The organism is Streptomyces sp. NPDC025806 (assembly GCF_055558275.1).
In genome coordinates, this window is the sequence record NZ_JBVHMU010000007.1 from 271,670 (window position 1) to 289,566 (window position 17,897).

The window sequence follows — 17,897 nt, forward strand, 5'->3', positions numbered from 1 at the left end:
CGGCGGTCGGTGCGTGCCCTCGGTGTGCGGCGTCCCAGGTCATGTGGCGGAGCCACCTGTCCTGGGACGCCGTGCGGCGAGGGTGCGTGCCGGGCGTCGGGGCGCAGACGGGGAGCTCCGGACAGGACCTGAGCCCACCGCCCGCTCCCCCGTTCCTCTCGTGCCGAGAGGGCTCAGCTTCCGCAGTGGAAGCGGGCCTCGCCCCAGTCGGCGTGGTCGTTGCCGTTGCCGTCGCCGCCGTCCCCGACGACGAGGTCGACGTACTTGGCGCCGCTGACGTCGGCGGTGAGCGACCAGGCGCTGTCGCTCGCCTTGAGGACGGGCGACTTCACCTTCTCCGTGCCGTCGGCCAGGACCGAGAACTGCACGGTGCCGCGGGTGGTCTGCACGTCGTCGACGCCGACCTGCGCGGTGACGGAGGTGCACTGTCCGCCGAGGTAGTAGCGGACCTTGGCGGGGGCGTGCGTGCCGAGCCCCTTCGCGTAAGTGACGCCGCCGATCTTGAGCGGGGTGCCGTCACCCTGCCCCTGCTCCCCGTTGGACAGGTCCTTCTCGACCGGCCCCCAGCCGTTCTCGGCACTGGTCCAGTCGAGGTCGCTGGCGTACGTGTCCGTGGTGGGCGGCGGCGGCAGGGTCCGCACCGAGGCGACCGCGTCGAGCGTGCGGCCGGCGCCGGCGACCTGGTACGCGGCCTGCGCGGTCAGCCGGTAGGGCTCGTACGGGGCGTCGGCGGGCGGGGTGACCTGCCAGGTGGCGGTGGTCTTCGCGCCGGGGGCCACCGGGTCGAGGGCGACGGGTCCGGTGGGCTCGGCCTTCCAGCCCTCGGGCAGGCCGAGGGTGACGGTCGCGCCCTGGATCTGCTCGGCCTCGTAGTTGGTGAAGGTGGCGGTGACCTTGTTGGGCTGTCCGGGCTCCAGGGTTCCGGCCGCGGCGAGGTCGAGCGTGGCGCAGGCGGCCTTCTCCTTCGCCGGGCCGAGGTCGGTCACCGTGAAGTCGTCGAGGACGAAGTCGGCGCCGTCGGGGGCCGAGGACAGCTTGCGCAGGCCGGTCCAGGTGTCGCCGCAGCCGGCGGTGACGGTGGTGCTGAAGCGGCCGGACGTGCGCTGCTGCCCGATGGGGACGGCGGCGGTCTCGACGGCGTCCTCGCCGCGGTCGTAGCCGCTGACCCACCGGTAGGCGTCGGCGTGGCTGGACTGGTAGGCGAAGTCGACCTTGTAGGTGTGGCCGTCCTTCAGGGGGACGGTCGCGGGTGAGGTGCGGTAGACGACGCCGTCGTTCTCCTCGTGCGACTTGAGGGACTCGCCGCCCTCGATGACGTCGTCGACGAGCTTCCCGTTCCAGCCGGCCTGGGTGTACGGGGCGTGCTTCTGGGCGATGTGGGTGCGCGGGTCGGTGGTACCGCCCGCGTCGCCCTTGTCGAAGGGGCCCCAGCCCTGGTCGACGTCCTCGAAGTCCTCGTGGACGACGGTTCCGGCCTGCGCGGTGGGCGCGTTGCGGACGACGCGGACGTCGTCGGCGCGGACGGCGGTGCCCTGCGCGTCGGCCGCGGCATTGATCTTCAGGACGGCCGAACCGCTCGCGGGCGCCGTGAAGTTCACCTTCACCCGCTGCATGTTCGTGCCGCTCCAGTCGCTGGCCGCCATGGTGTTCGGCAGCGTGGAGCGGTCCACGGACGCGGACTCGCCCGCGATCGCGAGCGTGGTGTGCCGGCCGGCGCCGGGGGCGACCTCGATCCACGCGGAGGCCGTGTACCGCTTGCCGGGTTCGAGGCCGGTCAGGTGCTGGGCGACGCCGGCCTCGGGCTTGCCGGTGAGGCGGGCGCTGTTGCGGCCGTGGTCGTCGGTGTGGCGGGCGACGGCGCCTTCCGCGTCCCAGCCGGTGAGCTTCGCGTCGTTGAAGCCGGGGTCCTTCAGGCCGGTGCCCTCACCCCAGGCGGGGTCGCCGGCGGCGGGGGTGGCACCGTCCGGGTAGAGGACGTACGGCTGTCCGGCCTCGGCCTTGAGCGTGATCTTCCCGTCGGCGTCGGTGCGGACGGTGCCGGTCTTCACGCGCCCGTTGTCGGTGAGCTTGTGGACGGTGTAGCTGCCGCGGGGCACGGTCCAGGTGCTGGTGCCGCCCTGCTTGCTGTAGTGGTACAGCTTCGTGCCGCCGTCCTTCGCGGCCCAGGGCAGCAGGTAGCGGTCCCCGTCGAGGACCTTGCGGCCGTGGTCGTAGAAGGTGCGCCTGCCGTCCTCGACGGTGCCGCGCAGTCCGCCGGTGAAGGTGATGTCGTTCCCGTCCCAGCGGGTGATCTTCTGGTGCTGGAGGAACTTGGCGGGCAGGTCGCGCTGCCAGACGTTGGCGTAGAAGTCGTTCCAGTCGTTCTCGCCGGTCCAGCCCTCGAAGTCGACGAGGGCGCTCTGGCCGAGCACCGGGTCGTTGTTCCAGACGTCCTTCTCGCTGTTGCGGATGAACCGGATGATCTTCGAGTTGAGGCCCTTGTTGGTGGCGCCTCCGTAGTCGAGGTCGTTGGCCCAGTGGGACCAGACGGACTGCCGCTCGAACTTGTCGGCCCACTCGGTGGCGAGGTTCCAGCCCTGCCCGTTGATGGCCTCGGCGGTCTTCTCGGCGATCCAGCCGTGCGTGTAGTAGACGTCGACGTAGACCGTGGTGAGGTTCTTGTCCGTCTCGTCGCGCAGCTGCTGGAAGCGGGCGGCGAGGTCGCCGCTGTTGATGTCGCGGCGCTGGTCGATGTAGTAGCTCTGGTCGAGCCAGTTCCAGCCGGGCTTCTTGGGGTCGATCAGCTGGTCGCCGAAGTGCTTGGCGACGGGGTAGGCCTCGGTGGCGTTGACGTGGACGCCGAACTCGGCGCCGTACTTCTTGCCCGCCTTGAGCAGGGTGTTGAGGTCCTTGAGGCCGCCGGCCCGCTTGTTGGTGTTGCCGCCGTAGTCGGGGTGGGCGGAGTCGTGGCCCTCGGACTGGTAGCCCTTGAGCATCGCGAACTGGCCGAGGTCGTCGGTCGCGAGCCCGATCCGCTTGACGTCGTCGAGCGTGCGCAGGAACGGGTGCTGGGCCTGGCTCGCGAAGTTGAACGGGATGTGGGTGATGACGCGGTCGGCGGTCTGCTCCCCGCCCTGGGGCGCGATCCCGATGGTGCGGAAGGCGACGGCTCCGTCCTGCCAGTCGACCGCGCCGTCGCCGTTGGCGTCGGGGGTGACGACGACCTTCGCCCACGGCAGGTTCTCGCCGGTGGCGGGGGCCGGGGCGCCGGCTCCCCGGTAGGTCCACTGGCCGGACCAGACGCCGACCCGGGTGGTGCCGTCGCTCTCCTTGCGGGCCTGGTGCCAGAAACGGGCGTCGTCGCCGTTCGTGGCGCCGCTCGGCTTGTCGTACGCGGAGTTCGACTCGACGGCGGCGGCCAGCTTGCCCGTGTTGACCAGGGCGTACGAGGCGCCGGACGCGGCGGTCTCGGCCGGGGTGGCGTCGGTGACCTTGCCGAAGACGTCGGCGGTGCGGGTCGAGTCCGGGTCGAGCCGGGTGAAGGCGGTCGCGGCCCCGCCGTCGGCGCTGCCGACGGAGACGAGGTCGTGGCCGGGGATGTCGAGGGTGCCGACGCGGAAGGCGTCGGTGTCGCGCACGGCGGTGACCTTGAAGGTCGTGGCCCGGCCGGAGACGGCGAGGGTGGCGTCGAGCTGCACGCCCGGCAGGTCGGGGAAGTCCAGGGTGTACGCGGCGCTCGCGCCCTGCACCTTCGGGGCGCCCGCGAGGCGGACCGGGTAGGCCTTGCCGTTGAGGGTGACCTCGGTGACGGCCCGGGTGCTGCCGAGCAGCCGGGACCCGTCGGCCACGTTCTCGTACGACAGGACGCGGGGGAAGTCCTCGGCCACGGTGACCCGCAGCTGAGCGGAGGCGAGGACGAGTCCGGCGGGGGCGGGGTCCGGCGGCTCGACGGCCAGGGCCGGCGACGCGAGGGCGATGCTCAGGGCCGCCGCCAGGACCAGGGCGTGGGTGGCGCGAGATCTTCGGGACATGACGCCTTGGGTATCCGCGCACCGCCGGGCGGGTCAACGGCGCGGGCCGCCGGGCGGGCCCGCAGTCCAACAACTGGCTCCCGTAAGTCCAAGCCGGGTGGCCGATGCCGGGCTCTACGCGCGTCCGGGCGCGCGCGCCGGAGGTTCACGCGGTGTAATCGGAGGGATGCGTTACGCCTGATGTTGAACATTGAACTTAATCGCGCTACAGTCGAAGCACGTTGAAAGTTCAACCTTCAACAACCACTCCGGTACCACCGTGCCACCCCGTCCCCAAGGAGCACGTCATGGGCATCTTCGGCCGCAAGAACGAGACCACCGCCACCCCCGCCGCCGTCGCCACCTCGGCCGGCCCCGACCTCGCCGCGCTGACCGGCGACTACACGGTCGACCCGTCCCACACCACGCTGGGCTTCGTCGCGCGCCACGCCATGGTGACGAACGTGAAGGGCAGCTTCACCGACTTCACGGGCTCGCTCCACCTGGACGGCTCGGACCCGTCCAAGTCCACGGCCTCCTTCGACGTGCAGATGGAGAGCATCGAGACCGGCAACGCCGACCGTGACGGTCACCTGAAGAGCTCCGACTTCTTCAAGACGGACGAGTTCCCGACGATGACCTTCCGCTCGACGTCCGCCGAGTCCCTGGGCGGCGACGACTACCGCATCACCGGCGAGCTGTCGCTCCTCGGCACCACCAAGCCGCTCACCATCGACCTCGAGTTCAACGGCGTGGCGAAGGACCCGTTCGGCAACGAGCGCGTCGGCTTCGAGGGCAAGGCCACGATCCTGCGCTCCGAGTGGGGTCTGACCTGGAACGCGGCGCTGGAGACCGGTGGCGTCCTCGTCTCCGACAAGATCAAGCTGAACTTCGACATCTCGGCCATCAAGAACGCCTGAGTCCCGCGGTTTCAGTGAGTTGAGGCGGCCACGAGTTGCGTGGCCGCCAACTCGCCGTACAGGGCGTCTTTTTCGACCAGTTCGGCATGGGTCCCCTGGGCCCGCACCCGGCCGCCGTCCAGGACGACGATGCGGTCCGCGTCCACGACCGTGGACAGCCGGTGCGCGATCACCAGGACCGTCGTGTCCGGGGCGAGGTCGCGCACGACCTCCCGCAGATACTGCTCGTTGACCGCGTCCAGGTTCGCGGTCGCCTCGTCGAGCAGCAGCAGGCGGGGGCGGCGCAGCAGGGCCCGCGCGATCGCCACGCGCTGACGTTCGCCGCCGGAGAGCAGCACGCCCCGGTGGCCCACGGGTGTGTCCAGGCCGTCCGGGAGCCGGGCCACGAGATCGCCGAGGCGGGTGCGCCGTACGGCGTCCGCCAGTTCTTCCTCCGTCGCGTCCTGGGCCGCGTAGCGGAGATTGTCGCGCAGGGTGCCGGCGAGGACGGGAGCGTCCTGCTCCACGTAACCGAGCGCGCCGCGCAGGGCGCCGAGCGGCCAGTCGCGGATGTCGCGGCCACCGACCGTCAGGGTCCCCTCCTCATGGTCGTAGAACCGTTCCAGGAGCGCGAACACCGTGGACTTGCCCGCGCCCGACGGGCCGACGAGAGCCGTGAGGCCGCCGGCCGGGGCGTGGAAGGTGATGCCGTCGTGCGCGGGGGCGCGGTCCTCGTCGTAGGCGAACGTCACGTTCCTGAAGGTGACGTCCAGCGGGACGCGGGCCTTGCGCCGCGCCTTGCGCCGGGTGCGCGCCTTGACCTCCGCGTGCGCCGCGGGGTGGGTGCCGGTCGTCGGCTCGCCCGGCAGGTCCTCGATCTCCGCGATGCGGCCGAGCGCCGCCAGTCCGCTGTTCAGGCCGACCCAGCCCTCCGTCAACCGGCCGAGCGGGCCCACTAGATAGAACAGGTACAGCAGGAACGCGATCAGGGCCGGCAGGTCGAGCGCGCCGGACGCGACGCGGGCGCCGCCGACGCCGATCACGCACAGGAACGCGAGCTGCACGGACATCAGCGTCGCCACGTCCGACACCGAGGTCCAGCGCGCCACCGCCAGACCCTTGGCGTACGCGCGTCCGGCCGCTCCCGTGACGGCCGCCTCCTCGCGCTCCTCGGCGCCGTTCGCCTTCACCGTACGGAACGACTGCAGGGCCCGGTCGAGCGCCGAGCCCATCTCCCCCACCGCCTCCTGCGCCTGCGTCTGGGCCCGGCGGATGCGCGGCATCAGCAGCGCGAGCGCCATCGCGATCAGGGTGAGCACGAGCAGAGTCACGCCGAGCAGCACCAGGTCCATGACGCCCATGAAGATCACGGTGCCGACGAGGGTGAGGGCGCCGGTCGCGGACTCGACGAGGCTGCGGGACAGGACGGTGCGCAGCAGGGTCGTGTCACTGGTGGCCCGGGTGAGGAGGTCGCCGGGGGTCAGACGGTCGACGGCCGCGACCTTGAGCCTCAGCATCTTCGCGACCAGGCGTTCCCTGGCTCCGCGTACGACGCTCTCGCCGGTCCGGGCCATCAGATAGGTGCCGGTCGCGGTCAGCGCGGCGCCGGCCGCGACGATCAGGGTGAGCAGGAGCAGGGCGGGGGCGGCCGACCGGTTCTCCGCGAAGGCCTGGACGGCGTACTTGGCCGTCAGGGGGATGGCCAGGCCTGCGGCGTCGCCGGCCAGCGCGAGGAGACCTCCGGTCAGGAGTGTGCGGAGGTGGGGGCGGGCGTATGTGAGGAGGCGGCTGGGTTGTGCGGGCACGTTTGCGGTCTCCTCGCGCCGTGGGTCGTCCGGTTCGTGGGTGGGTGACGCGTGCGTCGTGGCTGGTCGCGCAGTTCCCCGCGCCCCTGACGGGCGCACTTCGTGCGGCCCCAGGTGCGCGCTCGACGACGGCGGGCTGGGTAAATCAGCCCCTCCGGCGTTTGAGGAGCGGGGGCCGGGGCGGAGCCCCTGGGGTCAGTGTGGGCTCCGGCTCACCGTCATCAGGGGGCGGTACTCGTCCAAGGTCGCGGCCTCGCCGACGAGTTGGGCGTCGGCCTCGATCCAGGCGTGCGGAGCGAAGGGCGGGGCCGCGCGGACGCCCGCGTGCCAGACGGGCCACGTCCCCGACAAGCGGCACAGCAGGGCGACGGCGACGGAGCGCGGCAGGCACCCGTACCACCCCGCGCACCGCCGGCTCGTCGCCACGACGGACTCGTACGCGGCGAGCGCCGTGGCATGGGGCGCGGGCCGCGCACCCCGGCTGAGGAACGTGAGGACGCGGCGCAACCGGTCGGGCCGCAGCCGGGCCACGAGCAGGGCCACGCCGACGACGGCCCGGGTCCGCAGCCCGCGCGCACCACCCCCGGGCATCGTCATCTCGGTGCTCACGGCGTCGCCATCCGCGCGTCGACGAGCTGCCGGGACAGCGCGGCGACGTCCGCCTCGGCCCGCTCCCGCTCGACCTCGAACTCCGCGATCAGCCGGTCCACGACCTCCGGCGCGGTGAGCCCTTCGGCGAGCGCGCTGACGACGAGCGTCCCGGACTCGTTCAACTGCCAGTAGGTTCCGGAGCGTTGGTCGAGGAGCACGCCCCCGAAGTCGGTCGCGGTGACCGAGATGCCGTCTCTGAGCTTCACGGGGTGAGCGCCTCTCTGTGTGCGGCGGGGATGTCGGTCGCGCGCAGCCACATCTCGCAGGCGACCGTCGAGTCGATCGAGTGCCGGGTGTGCAGCGGCGAGTACGGGTCTGCGGCGAGTGCGTCGAGCCGGGCCGGGTCGACGAGGCCGAGCGCGGCGAGCCGCGAGGTGCCGGGCTCCCACAGCCGGCGGAGCTCCCCGGCGTGCCGGACCAGGCCCTGGACCGTGTCGCTGCCCATGTGGTCCTTGGTGGTGCGGTCCAGCAGTGGCGCGGGCACGACCCCGCGCACGGCCTCGGCGAGCAGCGGCTTGTAGCGCGCGGGGTAGATCCGGTCAGTGAGGCGCACGGCGAGGGTGGCCTCGATGACGTGGTCGGCGTACAGGGGCGCGGCGACGGGCAGCCCGAGGCCGAGCCCGTACTCCTCCATGGCCTGGAAGTGCCGGGCTCCCATGCGCAGGGTGTCGAGGTCGAGGTGGCGGCCGGGGCGCGGGGCGAGGGGTTCGGCGTCGGCGGCGGCCGTGCGGAAGGCGTCGCGGACGAGGTCCCGGGCGTCGGCGGTCAGCCAGGGCGGCAGCGACTGGCGCACGCTCCAGGAGAGCTGGGGTGTGCGGGAGGTGGGCAGGACGTCGTCGGTGACGGCGTCGGCGAGCCAGGCGCGAAAGGAGCCCCGGCCGATGAGGGCGCGGGCGGTCGCGGCGAGCGGCCAGCCGAGCTGGTGGCGCACGGCGCCGATACGGTTCCAGGCGGCGAGCGGGTGGCGGGGCAGCAGGTCCCCGGCGACCGTCGGCAGCGCCATGAACAGTTCGTCGCCGCCGTACCCCGTGATGTGGCACTCGGAACCGCGGGCCGCGGCGAGCGCGAGCAGCATCCGGACCCGGGCCCGCCCGGAGGCGCCGGGCTGCGGTTCGTCCCCGGGGAGGTCGGCGGGGGCGGCCAGGATCTCGCTCACCCCCGCGTAGAAGAGGGGTACCTCGTCGCCGGGCACGATCTCGTGGGAGAGACCGGCGGGGCGCTCGGCGCGGGCGAGTTCGACGGCGCGCAGGGCCCAGGTCTCGTCCTCGGCGTGGCTCTCGCGGGAGGCGACGGTCAGCAGGGACAGGTCGGCCGGTCCGGCGCGCCGGGTGAGGAAGGCGAGGGACGTGGAGTCGAGGCCGCCGGAGAGTTCGCAGCTGACCCGGGAGCGGCCGGACACATGGGCGCGTACGGAGCGGTCGAGCGCGTCGCCGAGCCGCTCGGCCCCTTCGGCCATGGGCAGTTCGGCTTCCGGCGCGTGCCACCAGCGCCGGGTGGCACGGCTGCCGTCGGCGCGCAGCACGAGGGCGTGCGCGGGGTCGGTCTCGGTGAGGCCGCGCCAGACGGGCCGGCTGCTGAGCGGGTGGGGCAGGAAGTCGAGGAGGCGCAGGGCGAGCGCGGTGTCGTCGAGTGCGGCGCCGGTGAGGTGGGCGAGCACGGCGGGACGGTCGGAGACGAGCGGGAACGGCCCGCCGGTGGCGTACACCCGGCGCAGTCCCGACGCGGTGCCGCGCACCCATGTCTCGCCCCCCATGCGGGAGATGACGTGGTGCACGCCGGGCAGGCGTCGGGCGAGGCGGTGGTGGAGCTCCGCGTTGTCCCGGGCGGCGGCCAGGTCCCGTGCGAGGTCCGGGACGGGTGCGGGGCCGATGACGACGACGGCGTCCGCTCCGCGCCGCGCGTCGCTGACGCGGCGCAGGCGGGAGCGGACGATCACCCAGGGGCGTCCCGACGGATGGCGGAACACCTGCCCGGGTGTTCCGTCGTCGTCGACCGACAGGGGGTGCCGTTCGCCGGAAGCGGTGGCGAGAGCGGCGCCGGACGTGGCCGGCCGCCCGGCCGTCGCCTGTCCCTCGGGGGTGTCCGGGAGAACGGCGAAGCAGTCGCGCAGGTGGGGCGGCTGTTCGGGGCGGGCGGGCTGCATCGTCACCTTTCCTCGGCGGTCCCGGTCGGTCGTGGGTGCGCTGTCACGCGGTGCGTCGGACGGATCGTCAGACGAGGCGGCGGGACCAGAACTCCTTGAGGGGGCCGACGAAGTAGCCGGCGGTCACCTTGGTGAAGTCGCCCTGCTTGACCATCGCCGGAGCGACGTAGCCCTTCTTCGCGATCTCGGTCTTCTTCTCCATCGACCGTTCCTCCATCTCACTCGTGTGTGTAACGGATGTGATTGGTGTGCAGCGTGTGAACGCCACGACCATCATTGCCAGTCCGTGAGCGTTCATGCACCCAACGCGATCGTTCTGGAGAGATGACCTGATCGTTTCGCGACGGAGCCCGACTTGTCGCGAAGAGGGGCGGGAAGTCGGGGCGGAGGGACAGGTACCGGGGTGGGGTTCGCGCCAGTGGGGGGTGCGCGGGGGCGGGACATGGGATGCTGCCGCCCGTGCCCGAACCGATCATCACCGCCGCCGAGGTGCGGCGGGCCGTCCTCGATCCGGAGGCGGGACCCGAGCCCTACATACTGAGCGGCGCCCGCGTCGAGGGCGCCCTGGCGCTGGACGGCGCCGAGATCAGGCGGCTCGTCCGCTTCGAGGGGTGCCGGTTCGACGGGCCACTGACGCTGGAGGGCGCCACCACCCTCGCGTTCACGGTCACGGAGTGCACGCTGCCGTGCTTTCACGCCCCGACGGCCCAGATAGCCGGCCGGCTCGACCTGCGCGGCTCCACGATCAACGGCGGGGACCGGCGCGGCGCCGTGAACCTCGTCCACGCGCACATCGCGGGCGGACTGCGGCTCGACCGCGCGCACCTCGTGTCGCCGGAGGGGCTCGCCCTGAACGGGGGCGGACTCGTGATGCAGGGCGGGGTGTTCTGCGAGGACGGCTTCCTCGCGCACGGCCGGATCGCCCTGCCGGGCGCCGAGATCACCGGCGGGCTGTGGATGCACGGGGCGCGGATCGTGATGCCGGACCCGAACGAGATCGCGTTCCTCGGGGACTCGCTGCGGGCGTCGACGGTCCGTATGAACCAGGGCTTCCGGGCCGATGGACGGATCCGGCTGCGCGGGGCGCGGATCGACGACCTGCTCTCCTTCCACGAGGCCGAACTCCTAGGCGTCGGAGCGTCGTTGATGTGCGTCGGCGCCCAGATGGAGGCGCTCGACCTGCGCATGGCCCGCCCGGCGGCCGGCGCCGTGAACCTGCGCAACGCACGGGCGACCCGGCTCCAGGACCGCCCCCGCACCTGGCTCGGCCCGCTGTACCTGGACGGACTCACGTACGACTGGCTGGAGTCGACGGCGCTCACCCAGCGCGAGGACTGCACCGACCGCCTGACCTGGCTGCACCTCCAGCCGGACTACGTCCCGCAGCCGTACGAGCAACTCGCCGCCCACTACCGGAGGTTGGGCCACGACGACGAAGCCCGCCGCGTCCTGCTCGTGCGGGAGCGGCGGCGGCGCGCGACGCTGGGGCCCGCGGGACGGATCTGGGGCGGGCTGCTCGACGCCACGGTCGGCTACGGCTACCGCCCCTGGCTGGCCGGAATCTGGCTGGCTCTGCTCACGATGCTCGGCGCGCTGGTGTTCCGCGCGCACACGCCCGTGCCGAACAAGCAGGGCGAGGGGCCGCCGTTCCACCCCGTCGCGTACGCCCTCGACCTGCTGGTCCCGGTGGGCGGGCTCGGCCAGCGGGACGCGTGGCACTGGGACCGGCCCTGGGTGCAGAACCTGGCGTACGCGATGATCGCCATCGGCTGGATCCTGACCACGGCCGTCGTCGCGGGCGTGACCCGCACCCTGAACCGCACCTGAACCCGCACCGCACCCCGGAGGACCCGCTTGCACCCCGAGACCACGACCCTGCGCCGCGCCGAACCGGCCGACGCGCTCCCCGCGGCCGAGGTGTGGCTGCGCTCCTTCACCGCCGCCCTGCCGACCGTGCGCCGTGCGCACGACGACGACGGGGTGCGCGGCTGGTTCACGCACGTCGTCGTGCCGCACCACGAGACCTGGGTGGCCGTCGAGGAGGGCGGCGCGGTGGCGGGCCTGATGGTGCTCGACGGCGGCGAGCTCGACCAGCTGTACGTGGACCCGGACCGGCAGGGACGCGGACTCGGCGGACGCCTGCTCACCCTGGCCAAGGAGCGGCGCCCGGACGGGCTCGACCTGTGGACGTTCCAGGTGAACGCGCGGGCCCGGGCCTTCTACGAGCGGCACGGCTTCGTGGCCGCCGAGTGGACGGACGGCGAGCGCAACGAGGAGCGGGAGCCCGACGTCCGCTACACCTGGCAGCCCGCCATGTGAACCGGGTCACACAGCGCGCCGTGATGTCACGAATCGGGGGCCGCCACCGGTCCCCGTAGTGAGCACTCACGGGAGGCGCGCTTCATGACGGAGAGCACTACGGGGAGCACGACGGGCAGCACGACGAGGAACTCCGCGCGGGACGCGGGGGCGGGCGAGCGGATCGCCGACTGGGCGGACGGCAGGCTCGGGGTGTACGGCCTCGGGCGGAAGTACCTGCGCAAGGTGTTTCCCGACCACTGGTCGTTCATGCTGGGCGAGATCTGTCTCTACACCTTCGTCGTCCTGATCCTCACCGGCGTCTATCTGACCCTCTTCTTCCATCCGTCGATGAACGAGGTGGAGTACCACGGCAGTTACGTGCCGCTGAACGGCATCCGGATGTCGGAGGCGTACTCCTCCACCCTGGACATCAGCTTCGACGTGCGGGGCGGGCTGCTGATCCGGCAGATCCACCACTGGGCGGCGCTGATCTTCGTCGCGGCGATGTTCGTGCACATGATGCGGCACTTCTTCACGGGCTCGTTCCGCAAGCCGCGCGAGGTCAACTGGGTGTTCGGCTGGCTGCTGCTGTTCCTCGCGCTGTTCGAGGGGCTGCTCGGCTACTCGCTGCCGGACGACCTGCTGTCCGGTGCCGGGATGCGGCTCATCGAGGGGATGACCCTGTCCGTGCCGGTCGTCGGCACGTACCTGTCGTTCTTCCTCTTCGGCGGGGAGTTCCCCGGGCACGACGTCGTGGCCCGCTTCTACTCGATCCACGTCCTGCTGCTGCCGGGCGTCATGGCGGCGCTCGTCGTCCTCCATCTGATCCTGGTCTTCTACCACAAGCACACCCAGTTCGCGGGTCCCGGGAAGACCGAGCGGAACGTCGTGGGCCAGCCGTTCTTCCCCGTCTACGTGGCGAAGGCGGGCGGCTTCTTCTTCCTCGTGTTCGGCGTCGTGGCGCTGATCGCGGCGGTCGCGTCGGTCAACCCGGTCTGGCTGTACGGCCCGTACCGCCCCGACCAGGTGTCCACGGGCGCGCAGCCCGACTGGTACCTCGGGTTCGCGGAGGGGCTGGTCCGGGTGATGCCCGGCTGGGAGATCACGCTGGGCGGCCACACGCTGGTCCTCGGCATCCTGATCCCGCTGCTCGCCTTCCCCCTGTGGCTGGTCCTGATCGGTGTCTATCCGTTCTTCGAGTCGTGGATCACCGGGGACCGGCGCGAGCACCATCTCCTGGACCGGCCCCGCGACCGCCCGGTCCGCACGGGCCTGGGCGTGGCCTGGCTGACCGGCTTCCTTGTGGCGCTCGCGGCCGGCGGCAACGACCTGTGGGCCACGCACTTCCATCTCTCGGTGAACGCCATCACCTGGACCGCGCGCGTCCTGCTGATCGCCGGCCCGGTGCTCGCCTTCGTCGTCACGAAGCGGATCTGCCTGGGCCTCCAGCGCCGCGACCGCGACAAGGTCGAGCACGGCCGCGAGACCGGCCGCGTCCGGCGCCTCCCGCACGGCGAGTACGTCGAACTCCACGAGCCCCTCTCCCCGTCCGAGCGTTTCCGCCTGACGAGTCACGAACAGCCCGTACCCCTGGAGCCGTCCTCGGCCGAGGACGAACACGGGGTACGACGCCGGGTGCGGCGGGCCGTGCGGGTGCGGGTCGCGCTGTCGCGGTGGATGTACGGGCCGGGGTCCCAGATCCCGAAGGCGGGTGCGCGGGGCGGTGGTTCAGAAGCCGCCGCCGAAGTCGCCGCCCCCTCCGAAGTCTCCGCCGCCCCCGAAGTCGCCGCCGCCTCCGAAGTCCCCGAAGTCGCCGGAGGAGAAGTCGGCTCCTGAGTAGTCGCCGCCCGCGGCCGGGTCGAAGTCGCCGTAGCCGGAGCCGTAGCCGGCCGCGTAGGCGGGGCTCGCCATCATCGAGCCGAGCATCGTGCCGACGAGGAGGCCGGGGAGCATGCCGCCGCCGAAGTAGCCGCCGGCCCAGGGACCGTAGGCCGGGCCCGCGTCGTAGTAGGGACGGCGCTCGCCGGTGCCCGCGTCGACGGTGCGGACCAGGGGTTCGGCGCCGTCGGCGAGGCGGGCCGCGTCGGCGGCGCAGACCGGGACCTCGCGGGGCGAGCCGCCGGGCGGGGTCCACTCGGCGTCGGTCGTCGAGGGGCCGTGGCGCGGGTCGAAGAAGCAGGGGACGCGGCGCTCGGGCAGCGGGCGGCCCTCGCGGCGGGCGGCGAGCTGGGCGAGCGAGAAGCGCCCGTCCTCCAGAGTCTGGGTGACCGCGCGCACGTCCTCGGGGCGCTGGGCGGCGGCCATGAACTGCTTGGCCTTCTCGTACGCGTCCAGGCCGCGCTCGTAGTCGGCGCGCATCGCGTCGTCGGCGCCCGCCTCGGCGGGGTGGAAGTCGAGCCGGTCCAGTTCCTCGCCGAAGGCGGTGATGTCCTCGTCGACGACGACCCGGAGCTTGTCCAGGGCCTCGCGCCGCTCCTGCTCGCGCCGCTTGCGGTTGCGCCGGGTGACCGCGTAGACGCCCGCGCCGCCGGCCACGACGACCGCGCCGACGCCGATCAGGGCCCCGGCCGACACTCCGTCGTCGCCGCCCGCGGCCCAGGAGTCGGGCGCGGAGCCGGTGGCGGTGCGGACAGCGACATCCACGAAGTCATTCAGCTGCTTCGCGGCGGGTCGCTCGTCCTGCACGCTTCCGGTCAGATGACGCACGGCTTCGTTGGACATGACCTGGTGGTCGGCGCGGGCGTCGAAGGCGTCACCGAGGCGCACCCCGTAGACACCGACGATCCCGGTCTTCGTGCGCAGGTCCGTGAACAGGGCCTGCTGGGGGAAGTCGGCGGGCAGCACGGCCACCATCACCGGCTTGTCGGCGTCCTTGATACGGGTGGTCAGGCGGTCGACGTCGGCCTTGCTCAGCGTGCCGGAGGCGGCCGGGTCGACGTAGACGGGGCTCTTCTCCAGGGCGTCGGCCACCGTGGAGACGTCGCTCGCTGCGGTCGCCGTGGGCGCCACGGCGAGCGTCGCCCCGAGGGCGAGGAAGGTGGCGGCGAGGGCCGCTGCGAAGGGCCTCATACCTCGACGCTAACCCACTCGGGCCATGTGCGAGGGATGAGGCCCCGACGCCTGTACCGCTGCCGGTGCGGCTACTCGACGGGCTCGACGCCGGCGCGCAGCAGACCGTACGTGTACGCGTCCTCCAGGGAACCCCACGAGGCGGCGATCACGTTCTCGGCGACGCCGACCGTGGACCACTCGCCGGCGCCGTCCGTCGTGGTGATCAGGACGCGGGTCGTGGACTCGGTGCCGTGCTTGCCCTCCAGGATGCGGACCTTGTAGTCCACGAGCTCCAGCTTGGCGAGCTGCGGGTAGATGCGCTCCAGGCCGACGCGCAGGGCGCGGTCCAGGGCGTTGACCGGGCCGTTGCCCTCGGCCGTGGCGACGATGCGCTCGCCCTTGGCCCACAGCTTCACGGTCGCCTCGTTGGCGTGGCTGCCGTCGGGGCGGTCCTCGACGATGGCGCGCCAGGACTCGACGCGGAAGTAACGCCGGGCCCGGCCCTCGGCCTCCTCGCGCAGCAGCAGTTCGAAGGAGGCGTCGGCTGCCTCGTACGTGTAGCCCTGGAGCTCGCGCTCCTTGACCCGCTCCACGACGCGGCCGACGAGCTCGCGGTCGTCGGAGATGTCGACGCCGAGCTCCTTGCCCTTGAGCTCGATGGAGGCGCGCCCGGCCATGTCGGAGACGAGCATCCGGATGCGGTTGCCGACCAGCTCGGGGTCGATGTGCTGGTAGAGGTCCGGGTCGACCTTGATCGCGGAGGCGTGCAGTCCGGCCTTGTGGGCGAACGCGGAGACGCCGACGTAGGGCTGGTGCGTGGACGGGGTCAGGTTCACGACCTCGGCGATGGCGTGCGAGATGCGGGTCATCTCGCGCAGCGCGCCCTCGGGCAGGACCTTCTTGCCGTACTTGAGCTCCAGGGCGGCGACGACCGGGAAGAGGTTGGAGTTGCCGACCCGCTCGCCGTAGCCGTTGGCGGTGCACTGCACGTGGGTGGCGCCGGCGTCGACGGCGGCCAGCGTGTTGGCGACGGCGCAGCCGGTGTCGTCCTGGGCGTGGATGCCGAGGCGGGCGCCGGTGTCGTCGAGGACGGTGTGGGTGATCGCCTGGACCTGGGCGGGCAGCATGCCGCCGTTGGTGTCGCACAGGACGACGACGGCCGCGCCGGCCTCGTGGGCGACCCGTACGACGGACTTGGCGTACTCGGCGTTGGCGCGGTAGCCGTCGAAGAAGTGCTCGCAGTCGACGAAGACGCGGCGGCCCTGCTCGACGAGGTGGGAAACGGTGTCGCGGACCATCTCCAGGTTCTCTTCGAGGGTGGTGCGCAGGGCGAGCTCGACGTGCCGGTCGTGCGACTTGGCGACGAGCGTGATCACCGGGGCGCCGGACTCCAGGAGGGCCCGCACCTGGGGGTCCTCGCTCGCCTTGGCGTTCGCGCGGCGGGTGGAGCCGAAGGCGACGAGCTGGGCGTGCTTGAAGGTGATCTCCTTCTGGGCGCGGGCGAAGAACTCCGTGTCCCGCGGGTTGGCACCGGGCCAGCCGCCCTCGATGAAGCCCACACCGAAGTCGTCCAGGTGTCGCGCGATGGTCAGCTTGTCCGCGACGGTGAGGTTGATGCCCTCGCGCTGCGCGCCGTCGCGCAGCGTCGTGTCGAAGACGTGGAAGGAATCGTCGAGTTCACCGGCGGACTCGCCGGCGTGTTCGCTCGGGCTGCTGCTCATGCTGATCTGGCTCCTGTATGGGATCTCGGTCTACCGGAATGACCGGCTCCACCGTCCATCTATGATCCCTCGCGCTCTCCGCCTGGCTGGGTGTGGGCCAGAAACAGAAAAACCTCTCGCGGGTGCGAGAGGTCTGCGCGCGGGTCTGAGGACGACGGTGTCCGCCTGTACCGGGTCGTACGAGGCGGTCACTGCGGACCGGCGCGCCTGCTGCCAATAATCATGGCGAACGAGAGCACGGCGGCAGTCTGCCACAGCCCCGGCGGGGCCCGGGGCGTGGTCTCACGATGCGGTCAGATGTCCCGGTTTTCAGACGTCTCGGTGCTTCGTGCGCGGGCCAGCTCGGCGAACGTGGCGAGCCAGTGGTCGGTCGCGAAGTCGCCGCGCTCGACGGCGGGCAGACCCGCGGCGAGGTGGGCGTCGGCGGCCTCGGCGAGCCGGGCGCGGGCCTTCCCCTCGGGCAGGGCCGCCGCGATGTCGCGCAGGGCGGCGGCGCGGGACAGGGCGAGGCCGAGCAGATGGCCGATGTGCGGGTCGGTGGGGTCGGAGACCACGGGCACGTCGAGCAGCGGGCAGGGCGCGCCCGCGCCGAGCCCGGGCAGGAACCGGTCGAACCACGCGGCGAACTCGTCGGGCCCGAGCACCCGGCGCATCGCGTCCGCCTCGCTCAGCGCCGGCGACAGGAAGTCCTGGCCCGAGGGCTCCCAGTGGGCGGGCGCGTCGTGATCCCCGGCGAACCAGTCGCGCAGCCGGTCGCGTACGGCCTCCAGCGTGGCGTCGGCGAGGCCCGCGGCCGCTCCCGTGTCGAGGATCAGGCCGAGCGAGAACGCGCTGTTGGTGTGGATGCCGTGCCGCACGGGGTACGTGGCCTTGCCGAGCCAGTCCGTGAGGAGCCGCTCCACGGCGGTGACGGCCGGGGCGAACGCGTCGGCCCAGCGGGTGCCGCGGCACTCGGCGGCCAGCGCGGTCAGCCAGGCCCAGCCGTAGGGGCGCTCGAACCCGGGGTGCGCGAGGAGGTAGTCGGCCTCGGTCCGGAGGTGCTCCGGGGTCAGATGGGCGTCGAGGGCGCTCAGGTCGGTGCCGGTGGGGATTTCGCCCCTGTTGTGGAGGCGGACGAGGAGCCAGTGCATGTGCACGGCCGAGTGCCAGTCGTAGGCGCCGTAGAACGCGGGGTGGAGGGTGCGGGGGGTGGTGTCCTCGGTGGGGGCCGCGACCAGGTGGGCCGGGAAGTTGGGGTATGCGCGGACGATGTTGGCGGTGGCCAGCCGGGCGGTTGCCTCCGGCGTGAGCATGTCTTGTCCTCTCGGGGTGGCGGATCCTCGTCTGCGGGGTGGTGG

The 17,897-nt window shown here is 72.4% G+C and carries 13 protein-coding genes; 4 read left to right on the forward strand and 9 right to left on the reverse strand.

Annotated features, from left to right (window positions below; all coding sequences use genetic code 11):
- Window positions 1-173: 173 nt before the first annotated feature.
- Window positions 174-4,010, reverse strand: a complete 3,837-nt coding sequence (locus ACZ4E1_RS18860) for an endo-alpha-N-acetylgalactosaminidase family protein (protein WP_467540459.1) — start codon at window positions 4,008-4,010, stop codon at window positions 174-176.
- Between the two features lie 287 nt (window positions 4,011-4,297).
- Here ACZ4E1_RS18860 and ACZ4E1_RS18865 point away from each other — a divergent pair, with 287 nt between their 5' ends.
- Entirely contained in the window at window positions 4,298-4,909 is a 612-nt protein-coding gene (locus ACZ4E1_RS18865) for a YceI family protein (protein ID WP_467540461.1), read from the forward strand.
- A gap of 11 nt (window positions 4,910-4,920) precedes the next feature.
- Here the strand turns inward: ACZ4E1_RS18865 and ACZ4E1_RS18870 are convergent, their stop codons facing one another.
- The 5 genes from ACZ4E1_RS18870 to ACZ4E1_RS18890 all read right to left on the reverse strand — a co-directional run bounded on the left by ACZ4E1_RS18870 (window position 4,921) and on the right by ACZ4E1_RS18890 (window position 9,689).
- Window positions 4,921-6,693, reverse strand: coding sequence for an ABC transporter ATP-binding protein (locus ACZ4E1_RS18870; protein ID WP_467540463.1), 1,773 nt, complete (start codon window positions 6,691-6,693; stop codon window positions 4,921-4,923).
- A 195-nt stretch (window positions 6,694-6,888) separates the two neighbouring features.
- The gene (locus tag ACZ4E1_RS18875; protein ID WP_467540465.1) at window positions 6,889-7,302 is read right to left on the reverse strand and encodes a lasso peptide biosynthesis B2 protein; all 414 of its coding nucleotides are present in this window, start codon (window positions 7,300-7,302) and stop codon (window positions 6,889-6,891) included.
- Complete coding sequence (locus tag ACZ4E1_RS18880; RefSeq protein WP_467540467.1) at window positions 7,299-7,550, reverse strand: lasso peptide biosynthesis PqqD family chaperone; 252 nt, start codon at window positions 7,548-7,550, stop codon at window positions 7,299-7,301. The genes ACZ4E1_RS18875 and ACZ4E1_RS18880 overlap by 4 nt, the downstream gene beginning before the upstream one ends.
- Window positions 7,547-9,487, reverse strand: a complete 1,941-nt coding sequence (locus ACZ4E1_RS18885) for an asparagine synthase-related protein (protein WP_467540705.1) — start codon at window positions 9,485-9,487, stop codon at window positions 7,547-7,549. The genes ACZ4E1_RS18880 and ACZ4E1_RS18885 overlap by 4 nt, the downstream gene beginning before the upstream one ends.
- A 67-nt stretch (window positions 9,488-9,554) precedes the next feature.
- Complete coding sequence (locus tag ACZ4E1_RS18890; RefSeq protein ID WP_399130459.1) at window positions 9,555-9,689, reverse strand: keywimysin-related RiPP; 135 nt, start codon at window positions 9,687-9,689, stop codon at window positions 9,555-9,557.
- 257 nt (window positions 9,690-9,946) lie between these two features.
- On the opposite strand from ACZ4E1_RS18890, the gene ACZ4E1_RS18895 reads away from it, so the two are divergent.
- The 3 genes from ACZ4E1_RS18895 to qcrB all read left to right on the forward strand — a co-directional run bounded on the left by ACZ4E1_RS18895 (window position 9,947) and on the right by qcrB (window position 13,624).
- Window positions 9,947-11,314 carry a pentapeptide repeat-containing protein gene (locus ACZ4E1_RS18895; protein ID WP_467540469.1) on the forward strand — a complete coding sequence of 456 codons (1,368 nt, stop codon included), beginning with the start codon at window positions 9,947-9,949 and terminating at the stop codon, window positions 11,312-11,314.
- A 27-nt stretch (window positions 11,315-11,341) separates the two neighbouring features.
- On the forward strand, window positions 11,342-11,806 hold the full coding sequence (locus ACZ4E1_RS18900) for a GNAT family N-acetyltransferase (protein ID WP_467540471.1): 465 nt from the start codon (window positions 11,342-11,344) through the stop codon (window positions 11,804-11,806).
- A gap of 84 nt (window positions 11,807-11,890) precedes the next feature.
- Window positions 11,891-13,624 (forward strand): cytochrome bc1 complex cytochrome b subunit, encoded by a 1,734-nt coding sequence (gene qcrB, locus ACZ4E1_RS18905; protein ID WP_467540473.1) that lies wholly within the window; start codon window positions 11,891-11,893, stop codon window positions 13,622-13,624.
- On the opposite strand, the gene ACZ4E1_RS18910 is transcribed toward qcrB, so the two are convergent.
- The 3 genes from ACZ4E1_RS18910 to ACZ4E1_RS18920 all read right to left on the reverse strand — a co-directional run bounded on the left by ACZ4E1_RS18910 (window position 13,517) and on the right by ACZ4E1_RS18920 (window position 17,852).
- Window positions 13,517-14,857: a hypothetical protein gene (locus ACZ4E1_RS18910; protein WP_467540475.1), complete on the reverse strand. Its 1,341-nt coding sequence runs from the start codon at window positions 14,855-14,857 to the stop codon at window positions 13,517-13,519. The two genes, qcrB and ACZ4E1_RS18910, sit on opposite strands and share 108 nt — an antisense overlap.
- A 71-nt stretch (window positions 14,858-14,928) precedes the next feature.
- Window positions 14,929-16,560 (reverse strand): citramalate synthase, encoded by a 1,632-nt coding sequence (gene cimA / locus ACZ4E1_RS18915; RefSeq protein WP_467540477.1) that lies wholly within the window; start codon window positions 16,558-16,560, stop codon window positions 14,929-14,931.
- A gap of 293 nt (window positions 16,561-16,853) precedes the next feature.
- Window positions 16,854-17,852 carry a DUF2891 domain-containing protein gene (locus tag ACZ4E1_RS18920; protein WP_467540479.1) on the reverse strand — a complete coding sequence of 333 codons (999 nt, stop codon included), beginning with the start codon at window positions 17,850-17,852 and terminating at the stop codon, window positions 16,854-16,856.
- Between the last annotated feature and the right edge of the window lie 45 nt (window positions 17,853-17,897).

What these genes read in the sequence shown, in the direction of transcription:
- ACZ4E1_RS18865 (WP_467540461.1), top strand. Translation starts at nt 4,298, where the DNA reads ATGGGCATCTTCGGCCGCAAGAACGAGACCACCGCCACCCCCGCCGCC.
- ACZ4E1_RS18890 (WP_399130459.1), bottom strand. Translation starts at nt 9,689, where the DNA reads ATGGAGAAGAAGACCGAGATCGCGAAGAAGGGCTACGTCGCTCCGGCG.
- qcrB (WP_467540473.1), top strand. Translation starts at nt 11,891, where the DNA reads ATGACGGAGAGCACTACGGGGAGCACGACGGGCAGCACGACGAGGAAC.
- ACZ4E1_RS18885 (WP_467540705.1), bottom strand. Translation starts at nt 9,487, where the DNA reads ATGCAGCCCGCCCGCCCCGAACAGCCGCCCCACCTGCGCGACTGCTTC.
- cimA (WP_467540477.1), bottom strand. Translation starts at nt 16,560, where the DNA reads ATGAGCAGCAGCCCGAGCGAACACGCCGGCGAGTCCGCCGGTGAACTC.
- ACZ4E1_RS18920 (WP_467540479.1), bottom strand. Translation starts at nt 17,852, where the DNA reads ATGCTCACGCCGGAGGCAACCGCCCGGCTGGCCACCGCCAACATCGTC.
- ACZ4E1_RS18860 (WP_467540459.1), bottom strand. Translation starts at nt 4,010, where the DNA reads ATGTCCCGAAGATCTCGCGCCACCCACGCCCTGGTCCTGGCGGCGGCC.
- ACZ4E1_RS18910 (WP_467540475.1), bottom strand. Translation starts at nt 14,857, where the DNA reads ATGAGGCCCTTCGCAGCGGCCCTCGCCGCCACCTTCCTCGCCCTCGGG.